This window comes from Leisingera daeponensis DSM 23529 (genome assembly GCF_000473145.1).
GTDB lineage: Bacteria > Pseudomonadota > Alphaproteobacteria > Rhodobacterales > Rhodobacteraceae > Leisingera > Leisingera daeponensis.
In genome coordinates this window covers 3,771,644-3,787,285 of sequence record NZ_KI421500.1, presented here as the reverse complement: position 1 = coordinate 3,787,285, position 15,642 = coordinate 3,771,644, and the positions used below count along the sequence as shown (strand labels likewise).

General features: G+C 62.6%; 13 protein-coding genes. 6 read left to right on the top strand and 7 right to left on the bottom strand.

Going from position 1 to position 15,642, the window contains the following annotated elements:
* Positions 1 to 10: 10 nt before the first annotated feature.
* Complete coding sequence (locus DAEP_RS0118910) at positions 11 to 1,186, bottom strand: substrate-binding domain-containing protein (protein ID WP_027245767.1); 1,176 nt, start codon at positions 1,184 to 1,186, stop codon at positions 11 to 13.
* A 444-nt stretch (positions 1,187 to 1,630) separates the two neighbouring features.
* Between DAEP_RS0118910 and DAEP_RS0118905 the strand changes: the two genes are divergently transcribed.
* Both DAEP_RS0118905 and DAEP_RS0118900 read left to right on the top strand, forming a co-directional pair.
* Positions 1,631 to 2,203, top strand: coding sequence for a methylenetetrahydrofolate reductase C-terminal domain-containing protein (locus DAEP_RS0118905; RefSeq protein ID WP_008553765.1), 573 nt, complete (start codon positions 1,631 to 1,633; stop codon positions 2,201 to 2,203).
* A complete protein-coding gene (locus DAEP_RS0118900) occupies positions 2,203 to 3,168 on the top strand; it encodes a methylenetetrahydrofolate reductase (protein WP_036761286.1) in 966 nt (321 codons plus the stop codon). The genes DAEP_RS0118905 and DAEP_RS0118900 overlap by 1 nt, the downstream gene beginning before the upstream one ends.
* 45 nt (positions 3,169 to 3,213) lie before the next feature.
* Here DAEP_RS0118900 and DAEP_RS0118895 read toward each other — a convergent pair whose 3' ends face one another.
* From DAEP_RS0118895 to phnD, 5 genes are all read right to left on the bottom strand, one after another.
* Positions 3,214 to 4,116 carry a TIGR01459 family HAD-type hydrolase gene (locus DAEP_RS0118895; RefSeq protein ID WP_027245766.1) on the bottom strand — a complete coding sequence of 301 codons (903 nt, stop codon included), beginning with the start codon at positions 4,114 to 4,116 and terminating at the stop codon, positions 3,214 to 3,216.
* A 148-nt stretch (positions 4,117 to 4,264) separates the two neighbouring features.
* The gene (phnE, locus tag DAEP_RS0118890; RefSeq protein WP_027245765.1) at positions 4,265 to 5,077 is read right to left on the bottom strand and encodes a phosphonate ABC transporter, permease protein PhnE; all 813 of its coding nucleotides are present in this window, start codon (positions 5,075 to 5,077) and stop codon (positions 4,265 to 4,267) included.
* Complete coding sequence (phnE, locus tag DAEP_RS0118885; protein WP_027245764.1) at positions 5,074 to 5,868, bottom strand: phosphonate ABC transporter, permease protein PhnE; 795 nt, start codon at positions 5,866 to 5,868, stop codon at positions 5,074 to 5,076. Before phnE (DAEP_RS0118885) ends, phnE (DAEP_RS0118890) begins: the two co-directional genes overlap by 4 nt.
* Positions 5,865 to 6,638, bottom strand: a complete 774-nt coding sequence (gene phnC, locus DAEP_RS0118880) for a phosphonate ABC transporter ATP-binding protein (protein ID WP_008556096.1) — start codon at positions 6,636 to 6,638, stop codon at positions 5,865 to 5,867. The genes phnE (DAEP_RS0118885) and phnC overlap by 4 nt, the downstream gene beginning before the upstream one ends.
* Before the next feature lie 122 nt (positions 6,639 to 6,760).
* A complete protein-coding gene (gene phnD / locus DAEP_RS0118875; RefSeq protein WP_027245763.1) occupies positions 6,761 to 7,744 on the bottom strand; it encodes a phosphate/phosphite/phosphonate ABC transporter substrate-binding protein in 984 nt (327 codons plus the stop codon).
* A gap of 263 nt (positions 7,745 to 8,007) precedes the next feature.
* Here phnD and DAEP_RS0118870 point away from each other — a divergent pair, with 263 nt between their 5' ends.
* The 4 genes from DAEP_RS0118870 to DAEP_RS0118855 all read left to right on the top strand — a co-directional run bounded on the left by DAEP_RS0118870 (position 8,008) and on the right by DAEP_RS0118855 (position 13,426).
* A complete protein-coding gene (locus DAEP_RS0118870) occupies positions 8,008 to 8,730 on the top strand; it encodes a response regulator transcription factor (protein ID WP_008556145.1) in 723 nt (240 codons plus the stop codon).
* 6 nt (positions 8,731 to 8,736) lie between these two features.
* Complete coding sequence (locus DAEP_RS0118865) at positions 8,737 to 11,235, top strand: ATP-binding protein (protein WP_027245762.1); 2,499 nt, start codon at positions 8,737 to 8,739, stop codon at positions 11,233 to 11,235.
* 333 nt (positions 11,236 to 11,568) lie between these two features.
* Positions 11,569 to 12,648 carry a ribosome small subunit-dependent GTPase A gene (rsgA, locus tag DAEP_RS0118860; RefSeq protein ID WP_008555402.1) on the top strand — a complete coding sequence of 360 codons (1,080 nt, stop codon included), beginning with the start codon at positions 11,569 to 11,571 and terminating at the stop codon, positions 12,646 to 12,648.
* 4 nt (positions 12,649 to 12,652) lie between these two features.
* Entirely contained in the window at positions 12,653 to 13,426 is a 774-nt protein-coding gene (locus DAEP_RS0118855; protein ID WP_027245761.1) for a VOC family protein, read from the top strand.
* 285 nt (positions 13,427 to 13,711) lie between these two features.
* Here DAEP_RS0118855 and DAEP_RS23015 read toward each other — a convergent pair whose 3' ends face one another.
* Positions 13,712 to 15,442 carry a methyl-accepting chemotaxis protein gene (locus tag DAEP_RS23015; protein WP_161787071.1) on the bottom strand — a complete coding sequence of 577 codons (1,731 nt, stop codon included), beginning with the start codon at positions 15,440 to 15,442 and terminating at the stop codon, positions 13,712 to 13,714.
* Positions 15,443 to 15,642: the final 200 nt, after the last annotated feature.

Sequence of the window (15,642 nt, the reverse complement as noted above, 5' to 3'; positions counted from 1 at the left end):
ATCCCGCGGCTTACTGGTTGCGGATCGGGATGTTCATTTCGTCCATGCCGATCTCACGCACGAGCACCGGCACGCCATAGTCCTTGCCGTCCTGGACCTCGGTGCGGAAGTGATACATGGGCTGCATGGCCTGATGATCCTCGGCCCGGAACTGCATGGTGCCTTTCGGGGTTTCCCAGGACATACCCTCCATTGCTTTGATCAGCGCCTCGGTGTCCTCTGCGCCGCCGGCCTTCTTGATCGCTTCGACAATCGCAAGCCCGGACGCCATTCCGCCGGCAGTGAAGAAGTCCGGCGGGCTGTCAAACCGCTCGAAATGGGTTTTCACCAGCCATTCGTTCACCGGGTTCTGAGGGATCTCGTAGTAGTAGTAGGTCGCCCCTTCCATGCCCGGCAGTTCTTTGTATGCCTTCAGCGCGGCCAGAATGTTGCCGCCGGTCGCGATCTCGATGCCGAAGCGCTCGGGCTCCATGGCGTTGATCTTGCCCATCGGGTTTCCGCCGCCGGCCCAGATGATGAAGAGCTTCTTCTCTCCCTCAACCTCGCCCATCCTGGTGAAAATACGCTCAGCCGCCGCCGTGAAATCGGTGGTGTCGGTCGGCACATACTCCTCGTGGGCGATTGAGGCCCCGGTCGCTTCCAGCGCTTCCTTGAAGGCCGCCACGCCATCGCGGCCGAAGGCATAGTCCTGCGCCAAGGTCGCAATGGTCACGCCCTCCCCGCCCAGCGCCACCGCATTTGCGATTGCGTCCTGCGATGAGTTGCGGCCAGTGCGGAAGATGTATGGGTTCCAGTTCGCGCCGGTGATCGAATCCGCAACCGCAGGTTCGACGATCAGAATGCGCTCATACTCCTCGGCAACCGGCAGCATGGCCAAAGCCACGCCGGAACTTACGGGGCCAACAGCGATATGCGCGTCATCATCGCCGAAAGCTTCTTCCAGCTGGGCACGGCCGATATCGGGCTTCAGCTGCGTGTCCTTCTCGATCACAACGATCTTCTCGCCGTTGATCTCCATCGTGCCGCCGGTGGCATATTCCAGCCCCAGCTGCAGGCCAATATGCGACTGGGCCGCATAAGCCTCAAACGGGCCGGTTTTGCCATAAACATGGGCAATCCGGATTTCGGCAGAGGCTGCAGACGACATCAACGCACCAGCAACCGTCAACGCAAACAAGCGCAGCATGAGGGCTCCTCCCTGATTTTTCCCTGCCAAATATGAAACATGAATCAACATTCATGTCAACGGAGGGATGATCCAGCGCTGCCGCACTGGCCTGCGCCTATCGTCAGGAAACACTGCTGCTCTAAGGCACAGGCCGCAAAGGGGTGTAAGGAACGGCCGCAATAGAATGCGCTTGCCGCGACAAGCAGGTGCAGCCTGATCCATCGTCCTGATGGACCGAAGACCCGTCATGCACTAACAATTATTCGAGCCTTTCTAATGCGGCCGCAGGCTAAGGCTTGGTCCAATCCGCAGCCGCGGTCCGGAGCGGAAACATCCGGCGGGTATCGCCGGTCCGGATACAGGACAAAACATGAAGGCCGGGGGCGCAAAGACTATTTCAATACCAGTGCAGCCTTCGCAAATGGACAAGACGTTGTAAGTGCCTGGAGAAAGGGAAACTCAATGTACCGGATTCGCCTGTTCGCCATTCGCCACTCCCGCAGTTTTGAGTGGATATACAAGCGGGTGGAACAGGTCATGATCGCCCTGGATCCGGTCCTGAGAAAAATCGGCTATGACCGGGTCGAGCGTCCTGTCGCCTTTGTCGAGAAATGCGTCAAGACCGTGCTGTTCGATTGCAAGATGTGCGGGCAGTGCGTGCTGTCCTCGACCGGCATGTCCTGCCCGATGAACTGCCCCAAGCAGCTGCGCAACGGACCGTGCGGCGGGGTGCGGACAGGCGGGTATTGTGAGGTGAAACCGGAAATGAAATGCGTATGGGTGCTGGCCTGGGACGGCGCGTCGCGGATGAAGGGCGGCGCGCAGATTGCAACCGTGCTGCCGCCGGTGGAACGCAACCTCGAAGGGTCTTCGTCGTGGCTGCGGGTGAGCCGCGAAAAGGCAGCCCATCTGCGTGAAGCCCGGGAAAAACGCCGCACCGCTATTGCCGACGCCTTTCCCGGCGCCCGCAAGAATGAACCCTCCGCTGCGCCGCTGGCGGAGGAGCCCGCACAAGCTCAGAAAGGGGCGAAATGATGGACCACAGTTTGCCCCAGCCCTATTCACCGCCGCCCGAAGGCCATGTCTCGCACAGCCGGCTGGAACGGGTGCTGCGCTCCGGCCGCTTTGCCATCACGGCGGAGCTGAACCCGCCGGACAGCGCTGACCCTGCGGATGTCTATGACGCCGCGCGCCCTCTTGGGGAGGTTGCCGACGCCATCAATGCCACGGATGCCTCGGGCGCGAACTGCCATATGTCCTCCATCGGGATCAGCGCGCTGCTGACCCGGGCGGGGTATTCCCCTGTCTACCAGATCTCCTGCCGGGACCGGAACCGGATCGCCATTCAGGGGGACGTGCTGGGTGCTGCCGCCATGGGGGTCAGCAACGTTCTGTGCCTGACGGGTGATGGTGTCGGCGTGGGGGACCAGCCGGGCGCCAAGCCGGTGTTCGATTTCGATTCCCTGTCGCTGCTGCGCACCATCCGGACCATGCGGGATGAGCGGAAGTTCCTCTCCGGGCGCACCATAACCAATCCGCCGCTGCTGTTTCTGGGGGCGGCTGAAAACCCCTGCATCCCGCCCTATGAATGGCGCCCGGAGCGGCTGGCCAAAAAGGTCGAGGCCGGGGCCGAGTACATCCAGACCAACTATATCTACGACGTGCCCCTGTTCGAAAAGTTCATGGCCCGGGTCCGGGATATGGGCTTGGACAAGAAAGTCTTCATCCTGGCCGGCGTCGGCCCGCTGGCGTCAGCGCGGGCGGCGCGCTGGATGCGCTCGAACGTGCCGGGGATCCATATTCCGGATGCAGTCATCGACCGGATGGAGAAGGCCGATAAGCCCGGACAAGAAGGCAAGAAAATCTGTGTGGAGCTTATCCAGCAGATGCGCGAGATCGCCGGCGTGTCCGGCGTTCATGTCATGGCCTACCGCAAGGAGCACCAGGTCTCTGAGATCATACAGGAGTCCGGAGTTCTAGCGTCCCGCAAACGAACCTGATTACCGGATCGGGCTGCGCGGCGAAGCCGCCAGCGGATGAGGGACCTACGTCGTGGCGACAATCCAGTCAGGCCGGATCGCGCTTCTGGCGATGTACGGCGCCACATCATGCCCCCGGAACAGCCCGTGCTCACTGATGAGAATTGTGCCGATGCCTGCGGCGGCCCCGCCCAGCACATCTGTATGCAGCGTGTCCCCCACCATCGCGATCCGGTGCCGCGGAATGCCTTCCAGCCGGGCCAGGGCGGTCTCGAAGGCGTTGTCGAAGGGCTTGCCGAAGAACATTGCCCGCCCGCCGGTGCGCCCGGCGATCTCATGCGCGATCAGCCCCGGCTCGACCGACAACCCGCTTTCGCGCGGCGCCACAAGGTCCGGGTTGGCAGCAACAAGCGGCCTTGGGTCTGCCAGCAGCGCGCGTGTCACGGCCGCAGTGTCTTCTTCGCTCCAGCGCGCCGAGGACAATAGCAAAAACCCGCCGGCAGTGCGCAACAGATCAGGGTTTTCAGCGAGCTGTGCGATCCGGACCGCGTCGGGCGCGTCGCTGAAATCATCGCCTTCCGCCGCCGCCGCGGCCCACACTTTGCCCTGCGGCAGCTTTGGCAGCGCAGCAAAGGCCACATCGCGGCTGGACACCACCTCGGACGGAGAAAAATCAAACCCGAGCCTGCGATACTTGGCCAACACACCTGCACGGGTGTAGCTGGCTGCATTGGTCAGGACGATCAGCTGTTTCCCCATGGCGCGAAGGGCGGCCATGCGCTCCACGGCACCGCTGATCGCGGTTTCGCCACGGTTCAGCACGCCAAAGGCGTCAAGGATATAGGCGTCATAATCCGCGGACGTATCACCCAAGTCATGGCCGGACTTTGAAACCGGCGGAAACACTGCCTGCGGCAGGGCCGCCCGCACGCTTTCGTACCTGTCAAACGCCCAATCCGTGCCGATCATCGTAGCTCTTTTCCCTTCAATCATCCTGCTAGCCCCGGACAGGCACACGCGCGCCCCCCGCGCCCTCTCCCTCCGTTTGCTCGCAATGCATAGGATACCAGAACGTTAAGGTATAGCGGCCTGGGTGTTTGTTTGCCGCCCGGTACGGTCAAAGAATCTTTTTGCGCAGATAGGTAGACACCACTTCCCCAAAGACCACCAGCGCAAGGATCGTCAGCAGCACCATGGAGACCTCGGGCCAATTGAAGGTGTCGATCGCGCCTTGCAGGATCATCCCGATGCCGCCAGCCCCCACAAGGCCCAGCACCGTGGATTCCCGAAGGTTAATGTCCCAGCGCAGAATGGCGACCGCGAAAAAGGCGGGCATTACCTGCGGCACGATGGCGTAGAGAACGATTTTGAACTGCGACGCGCCGACGGCCTCCAGCGCCTCCACAGGCTTGCGGTCGATCTCCTCAATCGCCTCGCCCAGAAGTTTTCCAAGAAAACCGATGGAGCGGAACATGATTGCTGCGATCCCCGCCACGATGCCGGGCCCGAAGATGGCCACGAAAAGAAGCGCCCAGATAATGGTGTTCACCGACCGTGAAGACACCAGGATGAACCGCCCGGCCCACAGAGCCGCCCTGTTCGGGGTGGTGTTCTGCGCCGCGATATAGGCAACCGGCAGGGACACCACGACCGCGATCATCGTCGCCAGCGAGGCGATGTTCACCGTTTGCCAGATCGCCTCCAGGATCGTCGGCAGGTTGCGGGGGTCCGGCGGCATCATGCGGCCGAACAGGTCTGCCATCTGCGACGGGGCGTCCCAGACCCAGGCCCAGATCACGTCGATACTGCGCAGCGCCCAGCCGACAACCAGAAGCGTCAGGGCCAGCCCGCCATACCGCAGCAGACGCTGGCGCAGAGTGAAACGCGACCAGTGATCCTGTGCGCCGTGCAAGGTTTCTCTGCTCATCATGCGATCCGCTTCCTGACAAATCCGCTCACCGCCTCGGATACGAGGATCACACCGACGATGACCATGGTGATGGCAAGCGCGAAGTCGTAGTCATATCTGCCAAAGGCATTGGCCAGTGTCGCGCCGATACCGCCCGCCCCGACGATGCCGACCACGGCAGAGGCCCGCAGATTGCTGTCCAGTTGATAGATCCCCAGCCCCACAAGGCGCGGCATGATCTGCGGCAGCACCGCATAAGCCAGCGTCGCAATGAACCCCGCCCCGGCCGCGCGCATGGCTTCCACCTGTCCAAAGTCGATTTCCTCAATCCGCTCCGCAAGCAGCTTGGCGACGAAGCCGATGGAATAGACCAGCAGTGTCAAGGCGCCCGCAAAGGGGCCGAAGCCCACCGCTTTCACAAATATGATCGCCACGATAACCGGGTGGAAACTGCGCGCAACGATGATGATGCCGCGGCCCAGCAGATAGACGGGTTTCACAGAAATATTGCCCGCCGCCATAAATGCCAGCGGAACCGAGACGGCAATCCCCCCCGCGGTAGCAAGAATGGCGATCTTCAGGCTTTCCATGAAGCCATCAAAGAGCAGCCCGGCCCTGTCGAAACTGGGCGGGAAAGCACCGCTGAAGATCCTTTGCGCGCGGGTCAGACCGTCGGAAACCCGCTCCCAGTCGATTGGCAGGGTTGCCAAGGTGACAACAAAGTAAATAGCCGCAACGGCATAAAGCCCATAGCGTAGCGCCGGATTGGCTATGAAGGGCGGTTTGCGCCAGGTGTCCTTGCCTGTGCTCATGCCGCCGCCCCAGCCTGCGCCCGATCCTGTGCCGGCACGCCCGCATAGATCTCGTCCATTTCAGCCTTGCCCAGCCCGGCAGGCAGGCCGTCGAAGATGATCCGCCCGTAGCGCATGCCGACAATGCGGTCGCTGTACTCCTTGGCTTCCGTCACGTTGTGAATGTTGATGATGACCGGCAGCTTCAGCTCCGATGCCAGATCACGCAGCAGCGACATGATCTGCTCTGAGGTCTTGGGGTCAAGAGAGGCCGTCGGCTCATCCGCCAGCAGGATCTCCGGCCGCTGCATCAGCGCGCGCACAACGCCGACCCGCTGGCGTTCGCCGCCCGACAGCTCATCCGCCCGCTTGTTGGCGTAATGCGCTATACCGACCCGCTCCATCAGCTCGTACGCGTGGCGGATATCCTCGCGCGGGTAGCGCCGGGTCAGCGCCGCCCAGGTGGAGATATACCCCAGGCGCCCCGATTGGACGTTTTCCATCACCGTTAGCCGGTCGATAAGGTTAAAGCCCTGAAAAACCATGCCGATCCGGCGGCGCGCGATGCGCAGGCTGCGGCGGTTCAATGTGGTGAACTCGGTGCCGTTGAGGTCGATGGATCCCGAGGTGGGCTCCACCAGGCGGTTGATGCAGCGCAGCAGCGTGCTCTTGCCGGCACCGGAAGACCCGATGACCGACGTGAGCTGATCGCCTTCGACTGTCAGGTCCAGTTCTTTCAGCACCGGATCGCCCGATCCGTAGCGCTTGGTCAGTTTGGAGATTTTCAGCATTGCGGACTTTCAAGCATAGCTCAGCTGCGGCCGTGCCGCGCTGCTTCGGGCGGCGGCCGGCAGGCGGCCACAGGTGTGCCCGGCCGATGCGCTGCCCGGCCGGGCGTTAAAGTTAGGGGGGGCTATTTCCCTGCCAGGCCCTGCGGCGTGTACTCGACGCCGTTGGACTTCTGGATCTGCCGGATCACCGCCCATTGATCCTTGTAAGTGATCGGAATGAACTTGCTGACGCCATCGAACTCCTCACCCAGCTTGGTGCCCGCAAATTCGAAGGAGAAGAAGGCTTCCTTGATTTTCGCAGCCAAGTCGGGGTCCAGGTTGTGCGCGACGGTGAAGGAGGTGGTCGGGAAGGGATCGCTCTCCCAGATCTTGCGCACGTCGGCCGGGTCGTAAAGGCCGCGCTCCGCCATTCGGTCCACCACTTCGGACGCCACCGGCGCCGCGTCGTAGTCGCCCGCGACCACCCCCAGCATCGACTGGTCGTGCGAGCCGGAATAGATCACCTCGTAGTCCTGATCGGGCACCACGCCCAAATCGGGGAACAGCGCCCGCGGCGCCTGGTTGCCGGAGTTCGAAGTGGGCGAGGTATGCGCCACACGGCGGCCGGCCAGGTCCTTCACGCTTTCGATATCGGAATCGGCTTGGGTGAAGACTTGCAGCTTATAGCCGAACTGGCCGTCTTCTGCGCCCATGATGGCAAAGGGCACCGCCCCGGCGAGGTTCACTGCGAACGGCGTCGGCCCGGTGGAGAAGCCCGCCACATGCAACCGGCCGGAGCGCATCGCCTCAACCTCGGCAGAGTTCGACTGCACCGCAAAGAACTGCACGTCCTTGCCTGTCACCTCTTCCAGATGCGCGATGAACGGCTCCCAGATGTCTGCATACACGGCGGGGTCCTCGACCGGGGTGTACGCAAAGACCAGCGTGTCGGGGTTGCTCAGCTTCGCCGGTTCGGCGGGCGTGTCAGCAACGAGGTCACCGTTTGCATCGCAATACAGAACGTCCAGCGCGCCACGGTCTGCGCAGTCTTCGCCCGCGGTTGCAGCCACGGCGCTCAGTGACAGAACGCCCAGTGCCGCCGCGGCACGGGTCCAAATATCTACCATGTTTTCCTCCCTTTGAACGCCGCCCCGGGACTGGCTCCCGTCTGTTGCGGCGCTGGCAGGCTGAGGATAGAGACGGCAGCTGGCGGAAAGCGAGCCAGGTTTTTGTTAACGGAACCCGCGACGCAGCGGTTTAATGTTAACAGTGTTACAATCGTTGTCTCCTCCCCTTAAACAAAGCAGTGTTTTGCGGCACTGAAAGAAAAGCGGCCGCTCCGTCAGGCCGCAACGCAGGATGCCGCGTGATGTAGCAGGAGGAGGGTTGCATGCAGGCAGGAAGAGCGCAGCCGCTCATCGCCATCGTGGACGATGACCCGAACGTGCGCGAGACGCTTTCCGCCCTGATGCAAGAGAGCGGCTTTGACGCCGTCTGCTGCGCGGGTATCGCCGCGTTTCACGCCCTTGGCGACCCGCCGCCGGTGGATCTGGCGCTGATCGACCTGCGCCTGCGCGGAGAATCCGGTCTGACCTTGGCCATTCACATCCGCGAGCGCTATCAGCTCCCCATTGTCATGCTCACCGGCATCGGAGATGAGATCGACAAGATCATCGGGCTGGAGACCGGCGCTGACGATTACATGATCAAGCCGTTCAACCCGCGCGAGCTTGTCGCGCGCATCCGCGCGGTGCTGCGCCGCTATGGCCATGGAACCACCCGGCCAAGCGCTGCCCCGGGGCAGGAAATCGGCTTTGGAGACCTGCGGCTGGACGTGCAGTACCGCCGCCTTTTGGATAAGGACGGCGAGGAGATCCCGCTTACCAACGCTGAATACCGGCTGCTGGAGTATTTCGCCCGAAACCCCAACCGGGTGATCCCGCGTCCGGAACTGCTGGAGGAGCTGGGATCCGACATGCAGCGCTATGTGGATCGCACAATAGACGTGCTAATCCTGCGCTTGCGGCGCAAGATCGAAGCGGTGCCCTCCAAACCCGTCCATCTGCAGACCCGCCGCGCGCAGGGTTACCTGTTTCAGCTGTCGCCCGGCTGATCCCGGATGCCCGCGCTCTCCCGCCTCAGCGTCCGTTTCCGCCTGTCCGCCGCCATTGCGGTGCTGTTCGGGCTGATCCTGCTGGTCAGCCTCATCGGTATGCGGGTGCTGAACCGGACCGAGCTGTGGATGAACGTTCTGCACCAGGACACGCTGACGGAGGTCTCCGACGCGCTCGACCTGTCCCGCCGCGCGGCCGGCCTGGCAACATCGGCGCCCTTTCTCTACGCGCTCTTTCCGCCGTTTCAGCTGGAACAGGAGGCGCAAAACGTCCGCGACCACCTCCGCAGCATCGAAGCGCACGCTGCAAGCGATCAGGCCCTTGACCTGCCGCTTGCGCGGTTGCGGCTGGCCATTGACGATCTGACCGCCGCGCTGGTGCCGCAAACCGCGCGCAAGGCCGATCTGACCGCCATCGGCCGCGACATGCTGCGGCTTAATCAGCGGGTCCGGCGGCTGGCAGGCGACACATCGCTGCCGCTGGCCGAGCGGGAGATCTGGGCCGGGTTGCAGCAGCTGACGGCCAGCGCCATCGGGGCCGCGCGGGCCAATGCCCTGATCGAGCTTGGTGAGCACACCCGCCTCTATACTGCCGCCCGCGACCAGATCGAGCCGCGTCTGCTGCCCGTCCACCGCACCGCCTTCGATGAAATTCAACAGGCCCTGATCCGCAGCGGCAGCCTGTTTGTGCTCAAGCACCGCGAAATCGCAGCACAGCTTGACGCAGAAAACGCCCTCTTCCGCATCCGGCAAGAGACCGGCCGGATCACCGCTTATGCCGAGGAAAAGGTCGCGCAGGCAGAGGCCCGCCTCAGCCAGGCCCGTGCCGAAACCTCAAACAATCTCGGGATTGCCAAGAATTCCTTCTTTGCGCTGACGCTGATCAGCCTTCTGGTCGCGGTGACCTCTGCGCTTTACGTTTCGCGCTATGTCGCCCGCAACCTGCGCCGGGTTGCCGACGCCATGCGCAGACTTGCCGCCGGCGACCACCGCAGCGACCTGCCCCGTGCCCGCGCCGGCGAGGATGAGATCGGCCAACTGTTCGCAGCCTTTCAGGTTTTTCGTGACAATGCCCGCAAACTCGACCGCCGCACCGGAGAAATCCGCCGCCAGAACGCCCTGTTTTCGCGTGTTTTCCGAAACATCAAGGATGGCGTCGCCATCACGTCCGCCAGCGGGCGGATCGAAGCGGAGAACGACAACTTGCGCACCCTCCTGCGCCTGCCGCGGGAGGACAGCAGCCCCGCAGCGGGCATGCAGGCCCTGATCGACCGCTCCCCTTTCATCCGGCAGGCCAGCGCGGGCGAACGCGGCGGGTTCGAGGAATACGCCGATGCCGGCGGCCACGTGCTGGAACTGCGCCACTCGCCGCTGCCAGACGGCGGCGCGGTCTGGCTCCTGTCGGAGACCACCGAACGCAAGCGCATCGAAGAACGGCTGGAGGAGATCCGCCGGGTCGAGACACTGGGCAAGGTCACCGGTGAGGTCGCACATGACTTCGGCAATATCCTGTCGAGCATCTCCGGCAACCTGCACCTTCTGGAAAGCGCGGACGCGGACCAGTCGCGGCACTTTCGCGCCCGCATCAGGTCGGCCGTTGATCTGGCTGTGTCGCTGACAGAACGGCTGCTGGCCTTTGCGCGGAAACAGCATCTGGAACCGCAGGCGACCGATATCGGGATGCTGATTGACGGTATGGCTGACCTTCTGGAAATCGCCCTGCCCGATACTGTCTCCCTGGAATTCGAACGGCCCTTGGCCGCTGTCTTCGCACGGGTTGACCCGGGACAGCTCGAAAGCGCTGTTCTGAATCTTTGCGTCAATGCCGGTCAGGCAATCAGCGGACCTGGCACCATCCGCATTTCCGTTGCCACCGGAGAAGACGGAGCTGCGCATGTGTCCCTCCAGGACAATGGCTGCGGTATGCCACCCGAGGTGCTGCGGCGCGCAACAGAGCCCTTTTTCACCAACCGCAATGACGGCAACGGGACCGGGCTTGGGCTGTCCATGGTCGATGGCTTTGTTCACCAGTCCGGCGGACATCTCACTATCGCTTCACGGACAGAGCAGCCGCATCGGGGTACAACCGTGACCATGGCTTTCCCTCCCCTGACGGAAGAGGCCAACCCTTGCGCACGCTCGCTGTCTCCGGGAACAGCGCTTGTGGTTGATGATGATCCGGCCAGCCTTGCCGCTGCAGCCAGCACGCTGGAACGGCTTGGCTATGTCCCGCTTCGGGCCGCAAGCTTCGCCGAAGCCGCCGTGCAGGTCCAGCAGCAGCGCAAACTGGATCTGGTATTGAGCGACCTCAACCTGAACGACGGCGCGTCCGGATGGGATCTGTTGCAGATGGCGCACAGCCTGCACCCCGGATGCCGCCTCGTTCTTATGTCAACGCGTGAGGCAACCCGGACCCCCAGCGCATTGAAGGGGGTGTCCCGGCTGGCAGCTCTGACAAAGCCGGTATCCGAACGGATGATGCGCGATCTGCTTGCGTCGGGCTGATGCACTTGCCGGGCTAGGGACAATGCGATCAGGCGCGCCCCAGCGGGTTCGCGGGATCAAGCGTCCCCGGTGCCGGTGAGGGATGTGAAACCGCCCGGGCGCGATTAGCCGCAGGAGGTTGTGCCGCGCTGGCCTTCGCCCTATATTGGCGTCAGACAAATTGGAGATTTTATGTCCTGGTGAGGAAGGGAGGCAATAAGCCTCCCGGTGCAAAACAGACAACCGAATAGCTGCGCTTCTGATGAAGTTGCGGGCCTGTTGTTTTGCACATCTTTTTTCCCACACCTGACAGGCCCGGGCGCTGCTCGTGGCCGAGACATGAGAGTTTCTCCAATGACACGGGACTATTCCCAGTTTTTTTCAACCACCCCGTTGGACGGCCAGGCCAAGCGCGTCACGGCGCTGCAAGCGTTGGGCTGGCAGCCGTTTTTTTCGCAGCAAATCAGCGCTGATGAGATGGCAGCGGCACCGCCCGTCCGCATCGTGGCCGTGCATCGCAATGCGTTGCACGCAGTTGGCGACAATTTCGCCACGGCACTGCCACCGCGGCAGGACGTGACTGTCGGCGACTGGCTGATGCTGAACAGCGCACGGCCGCAATCCAGCAGGATCCTCGCGCGCTCCAGCCTTATCCGGCGGCGGGCGGCGGGCACCGGCCGGCAAGAACAGCTGATCGCGGCGAATATCGACACCGCCTTTATCGTCACATCCTGCAATCAGGACTTCAACATCGCCCGGCTGGAGCGTTACCTTGCGCTGGCACTCGAAGCGCGGATCACACCGGTCATCGTGCTGACCAAGACGGATCTGGCAGAAGACCCGCACGGCTATGCCGATGCGGCCCGGGCCATTTCCGATGCGGCCGAAGTGGTCGCACTGGATGCGCGCGGCCCAGCGCCGAAAACCGCGCTCGCGCCCTGGTGCAAACCCGGCAGGACGGTTGCGTTTCTGGGCTCCTCCGGCGTCGGAAAGTCCACGCTGACGAATGCCCTGCTCGGCAGCCAGTCGATCGAGACGCAATCGATCCGCGAAGATGACGCCAAAGGCCGGCACACGACCACACGGCGCGAACTCCACTCAGCACCGGATGGCTGCCTGATCCTCGACACGCCCGGGATGCGGGAATTGCAGCTGACCGATGCTGCGGACGGGATCAACAGCCTGTTTGCCGGGATCAGCGAATTGGCAGCCAGATGCCGTTTCAACGACTGCCGGCACGAAACCGAACCGGGCTGCGCCGTGTTGCAGGCTGTCGAACAGGAGGTAATTGACAGGTCACAGCTGGAGCGTTGGCGCAAGCTGATGGCCGAAGATGCCTTCAACTCCGCCAGCCTTGCCGAACGCAGGTCGCGGGACAAGGCCTTTGGCAAGATGGTCCGCGAAGTCAAGAAAATCAAAGATTACAGGAAGTGAGCCGATGCAAACAGCGAAAACCGGCCAGATTGTCTGGCATGACCTGTTCACCAGTGACCGGGACGGTGCAATGGCGTTCTATCAGAAGGTCGCAGGCTGGAGCTACCAGGTTGAGCGGGCCGCAGATTTTGCCTGGGGCGGCGGGGAAAGGGATTTTGTCCTTGCCCTGTCCGACGGCGAAGCGGGGGCAGGTCTTGCCGAAACACCGGCGGGTCTGTCGGGCGGCTGGATACCTTATGCCGAAGTCAGCGATGTAGATGCTGCTGCCGCGCTAGCCGAACGTCTTGGCGGGGAAACCGTCCGCCCTCCGTTCGAGGTTCCCGGCGTCGGCCGCAATGCGCTGTTACGCGATCCGCTGGGCGCTTTGTTCGGCATTTCGCTGTCGCGGCACGGATTTCCCGCACCGCGCCTGCAGTTTGGCCCGGAGGTCTACCTTTCACACGGCGCGGAATTCCCCGCAGCCTTTTATGCCCGGGTTTGCGGATGGCAGCTCCCGGCGGTTCAGCCGCCGGAGCAGACTGCTCTCGCCGTCTGCGGGCCTAGTGGCGACTTGGTCGCGGTTCACTATACAGCTGAAACGCTTGCCGGGTCCCCGCAGGGCTGGGTGCCGAATATCCGGGTCACGTCACCCCGCAGTGCTCGGGACGCCGCTAAGGCGCTTGGCGCAGCCTGGACGGAGGGCTTTGCCCTGCCGTACGCAGAAGCATGCGATTACTTTCTTATAGCACCTGATGGGGCACCAGCCGCGCTTAGCCGTGGCGACACTGGCTCCCCCTAGGGGCTGCGAGGAGGAAACTTATTCGCGGATGACCTGCACTGCGGTCATCCGCGATTACACAACCGGAGCGGATGAGGCGCTCCCTCAGAAGAGTACGTAGGGCCGGTTAGCAGGCATCAGGGCGCCTGCGGCCGCGCTTAGCCTGCCCCCATCATATCAGCCAGATAACGCGCCGTTGCGGGGCCGCGTGCACATCGTGGCTTACGTCACTGTCCGGATGTCACGGCACCGCAGACAGCCAAGCGGGGCACAACGGCCCCGCTATTCTAAATTCAGCTGCCGGGTTTAACCTGCCAGGCGCCTTTCTTTTAACGCCTGAGGCTCCCATGCCCCCGCTGCCGCGCTCTGCAGCGAGACGGAAGAAGTTTCCTGCGACGGCTTGAAACTTGCCACGAGCTCCGCAAGTTCTGCCGCAGCCCGCTTCAGCATCTGCCCTTGTTCGCTGGATCGCTCCACCATGCTGGCATTTTCCTGGGTCACACGATCAAGCTCAGTCACACCCGAATTGATCTCGCTTATGGTTGCAGCTTGGTCACGGGAGGACACCGCGATTTGAACCGCCAGTTCTGACACTCTCTGGATTTTCTCGATGATCAGGGTAATTGCTTGGCCCGCTTCATCAACCAGTCCCACGCCTACCTTCACCTTCTCCGAACTGGCGTCAATCAGACCCTTGATTTCGCTGGCGGAATTGGAGGAGGCCTGAGCGAGGGCGCGGACTTCTGACGCGACAACCGCAAAGCCGCGGCCCGCTTCACCGGCTCTTGCCGCCTCGACACCGGCATTCAGCGCCAGCAGGTTCGTCTGGAAAGAGATACCTTCGATAACACCGTTGATTTCGGATATCTTGGCCGCTGAGGCGTCAATTTCGCGCATCGCCTCGACCGCCCGCTGGACAATCTCGCCGCAGCGCAAGGCTTCCGCGCGGGTGTCCGATACCGTGTGCTCGACCGAGCCCGTCTGCTCTGTGGCGTCGCGCACATTGGTGGTGATCTGGTCCAGGGCCGCAGCTGTCTGCTCCAAGGTCGCCGCCTGCGTTTCGGTGCGGCGCGACAGGTCGTCGGACCCTTGGGCCATGCGATTGGTTTGCTCTTCGATCTCGCTGATGGTGTGCAGCACCCGCCCGATCAGCCCGTCCAGCGATTCAGCCGTCTGGTTGAAGTCCGCGCGAAGCGTTGTGTATTCGCCGCTCATCTCCCGGGTGATGCGGTGCGACAGCAATCCTTTGGCCAGATTGTTCAAACCGGCAGCCAATTCCTGCACCACGCCCGCCTGCTCCTCCGCAGCGCGGCGCGACTGTTCTTCAAGCTCTGCATTGGCCTGCATCGCTTCGATGAACTGGCCGACAGCGCCGGCGAGGTGGCCCAGTTCGTCGCGGCGGCCTTCCTCTGGCACCGGGCTGACGGTATCACCTTCCCGCAGCGCTGTAATTCGATTGATGATCCGGTGCAGCGGTTTGGTGACCGAGGCCGCCGAGAAGAAAACGATAAGGCCGACGATCAGGCAGACCGCAAGGCTGATGACAGCCGACTGCAGATAAAGCTGCTGGATCGTTGCCTGCACCCGGCCGTTGTTGAAACCCAGCACCATTTGCGCAACTTGTCCCCCTTCGGGGTGCAGCACCGGAAAGGTAACGTAGGCAAGCGCGCCCGCCTGCAGGCTCGTTGTGCCATCGGCCGCCGCCAGCAGTTCGGGGACCGCGGCAGTCCAGTTTTCGCGCTGGCTTTCATCTACAAAGATTTCCGCAAACGGTTCGCCATCCACCAGAACCTGGGCAAACAGCGCATCCTGCATCTCTGTCACCCCTTGAACCGCTCCAAGCGCTGCGTCGCTGTTGAAATCCCAAACCGCAGCCGCCACCGGAGGCGCCATGAAGGTTTGCGCCAAGTTCACTTCACTCTCGAAAGCTTCAAGCAGCGCACTGGAGTGTTTCGACGCCCAGAACACTGTGTAGGCTGCGTTTGACAGGAAGATGCATGCGATGATCGGCAGCAGAAGCCGCTTTTTGATGGACATCGCAAAAATCTGTTTCTTCAAGCGTCTCATTTGACACTCCGCTTAGAGGCTAAGCACAATCTTGTGCTGTCTTTGGCACCGGACCTCGCCCGGTGCCAAAGGCGGTATCAGGCAGTGGCGGACTGGCTTGGCGCGGCCTGCTTTTACAGGCTGCCCGCTGCCGGCATCGCCACGGCCCTCTGGCGCTGTGCGTTTAAACC

Excerpts from the sequence above, each read along its gene's own strand:
- phnE (WP_027245765.1), bottom strand. The coding sequence starts at position 5,077 with ATGATGAGCAGAGAAACCTTGCACGGCGCACAGGATCACTGGTCGCGT.
- rsgA (WP_008555402.1), top strand. The coding sequence starts at position 11,569 with ATGACACGGGACTATTCCCAGTTTTTTTCAACCACCCCGTTGGACGGC.
- DAEP_RS0118900 (WP_036761286.1), top strand. The coding sequence starts at position 2,203 with ATGGACCACAGTTTGCCCCAGCCCTATTCACCGCCGCCCGAAGGCCAT.
- DAEP_RS23015 (WP_161787071.1), bottom strand. The coding sequence starts at position 15,442 with ATGTCCATCAAAAAGCGGCTTCTGCTGCCGATCATCGCATGCATCTTC.
- DAEP_RS0118905 (WP_008553765.1), top strand. The coding sequence starts at position 1,631 with ATGTACCGGATTCGCCTGTTCGCCATTCGCCACTCCCGCAGTTTTGAG.
- DAEP_RS0118855 (WP_027245761.1), top strand. The coding sequence starts at position 12,653 with ATGCAAACAGCGAAAACCGGCCAGATTGTCTGGCATGACCTGTTCACC.
- phnC (WP_008556096.1), bottom strand. The coding sequence starts at position 6,638 with ATGCTGAAAATCTCCAAACTGACCAAGCGCTACGGATCGGGCGATCCG.
- DAEP_RS0118870 (WP_008556145.1), top strand. The coding sequence starts at position 8,008 with ATGCAGGCAGGAAGAGCGCAGCCGCTCATCGCCATCGTGGACGATGAC.
- DAEP_RS0118865 (WP_027245762.1), top strand. The coding sequence starts at position 8,737 with ATGCCCGCGCTCTCCCGCCTCAGCGTCCGTTTCCGCCTGTCCGCCGCC.
- DAEP_RS0118910 (WP_027245767.1), bottom strand. The coding sequence starts at position 1,186 with ATGCTGCGCTTGTTTGCGTTGACGGTTGCTGGTGCGTTGATGTCGTCT.
- phnD (WP_027245763.1), bottom strand. The coding sequence starts at position 7,744 with ATGGTAGATATTTGGACCCGTGCCGCGGCGGCACTGGGCGTTCTGTCA.
- DAEP_RS0118895 (WP_027245766.1), bottom strand. The coding sequence starts at position 4,116 with ATGATCGGCACGGATTGGGCGTTTGACAGGTACGAAAGCGTGCGGGCG.
- phnE (WP_027245764.1), bottom strand. The coding sequence starts at position 5,868 with ATGAGCACAGGCAAGGACACCTGGCGCAAACCGCCCTTCATAGCCAAT.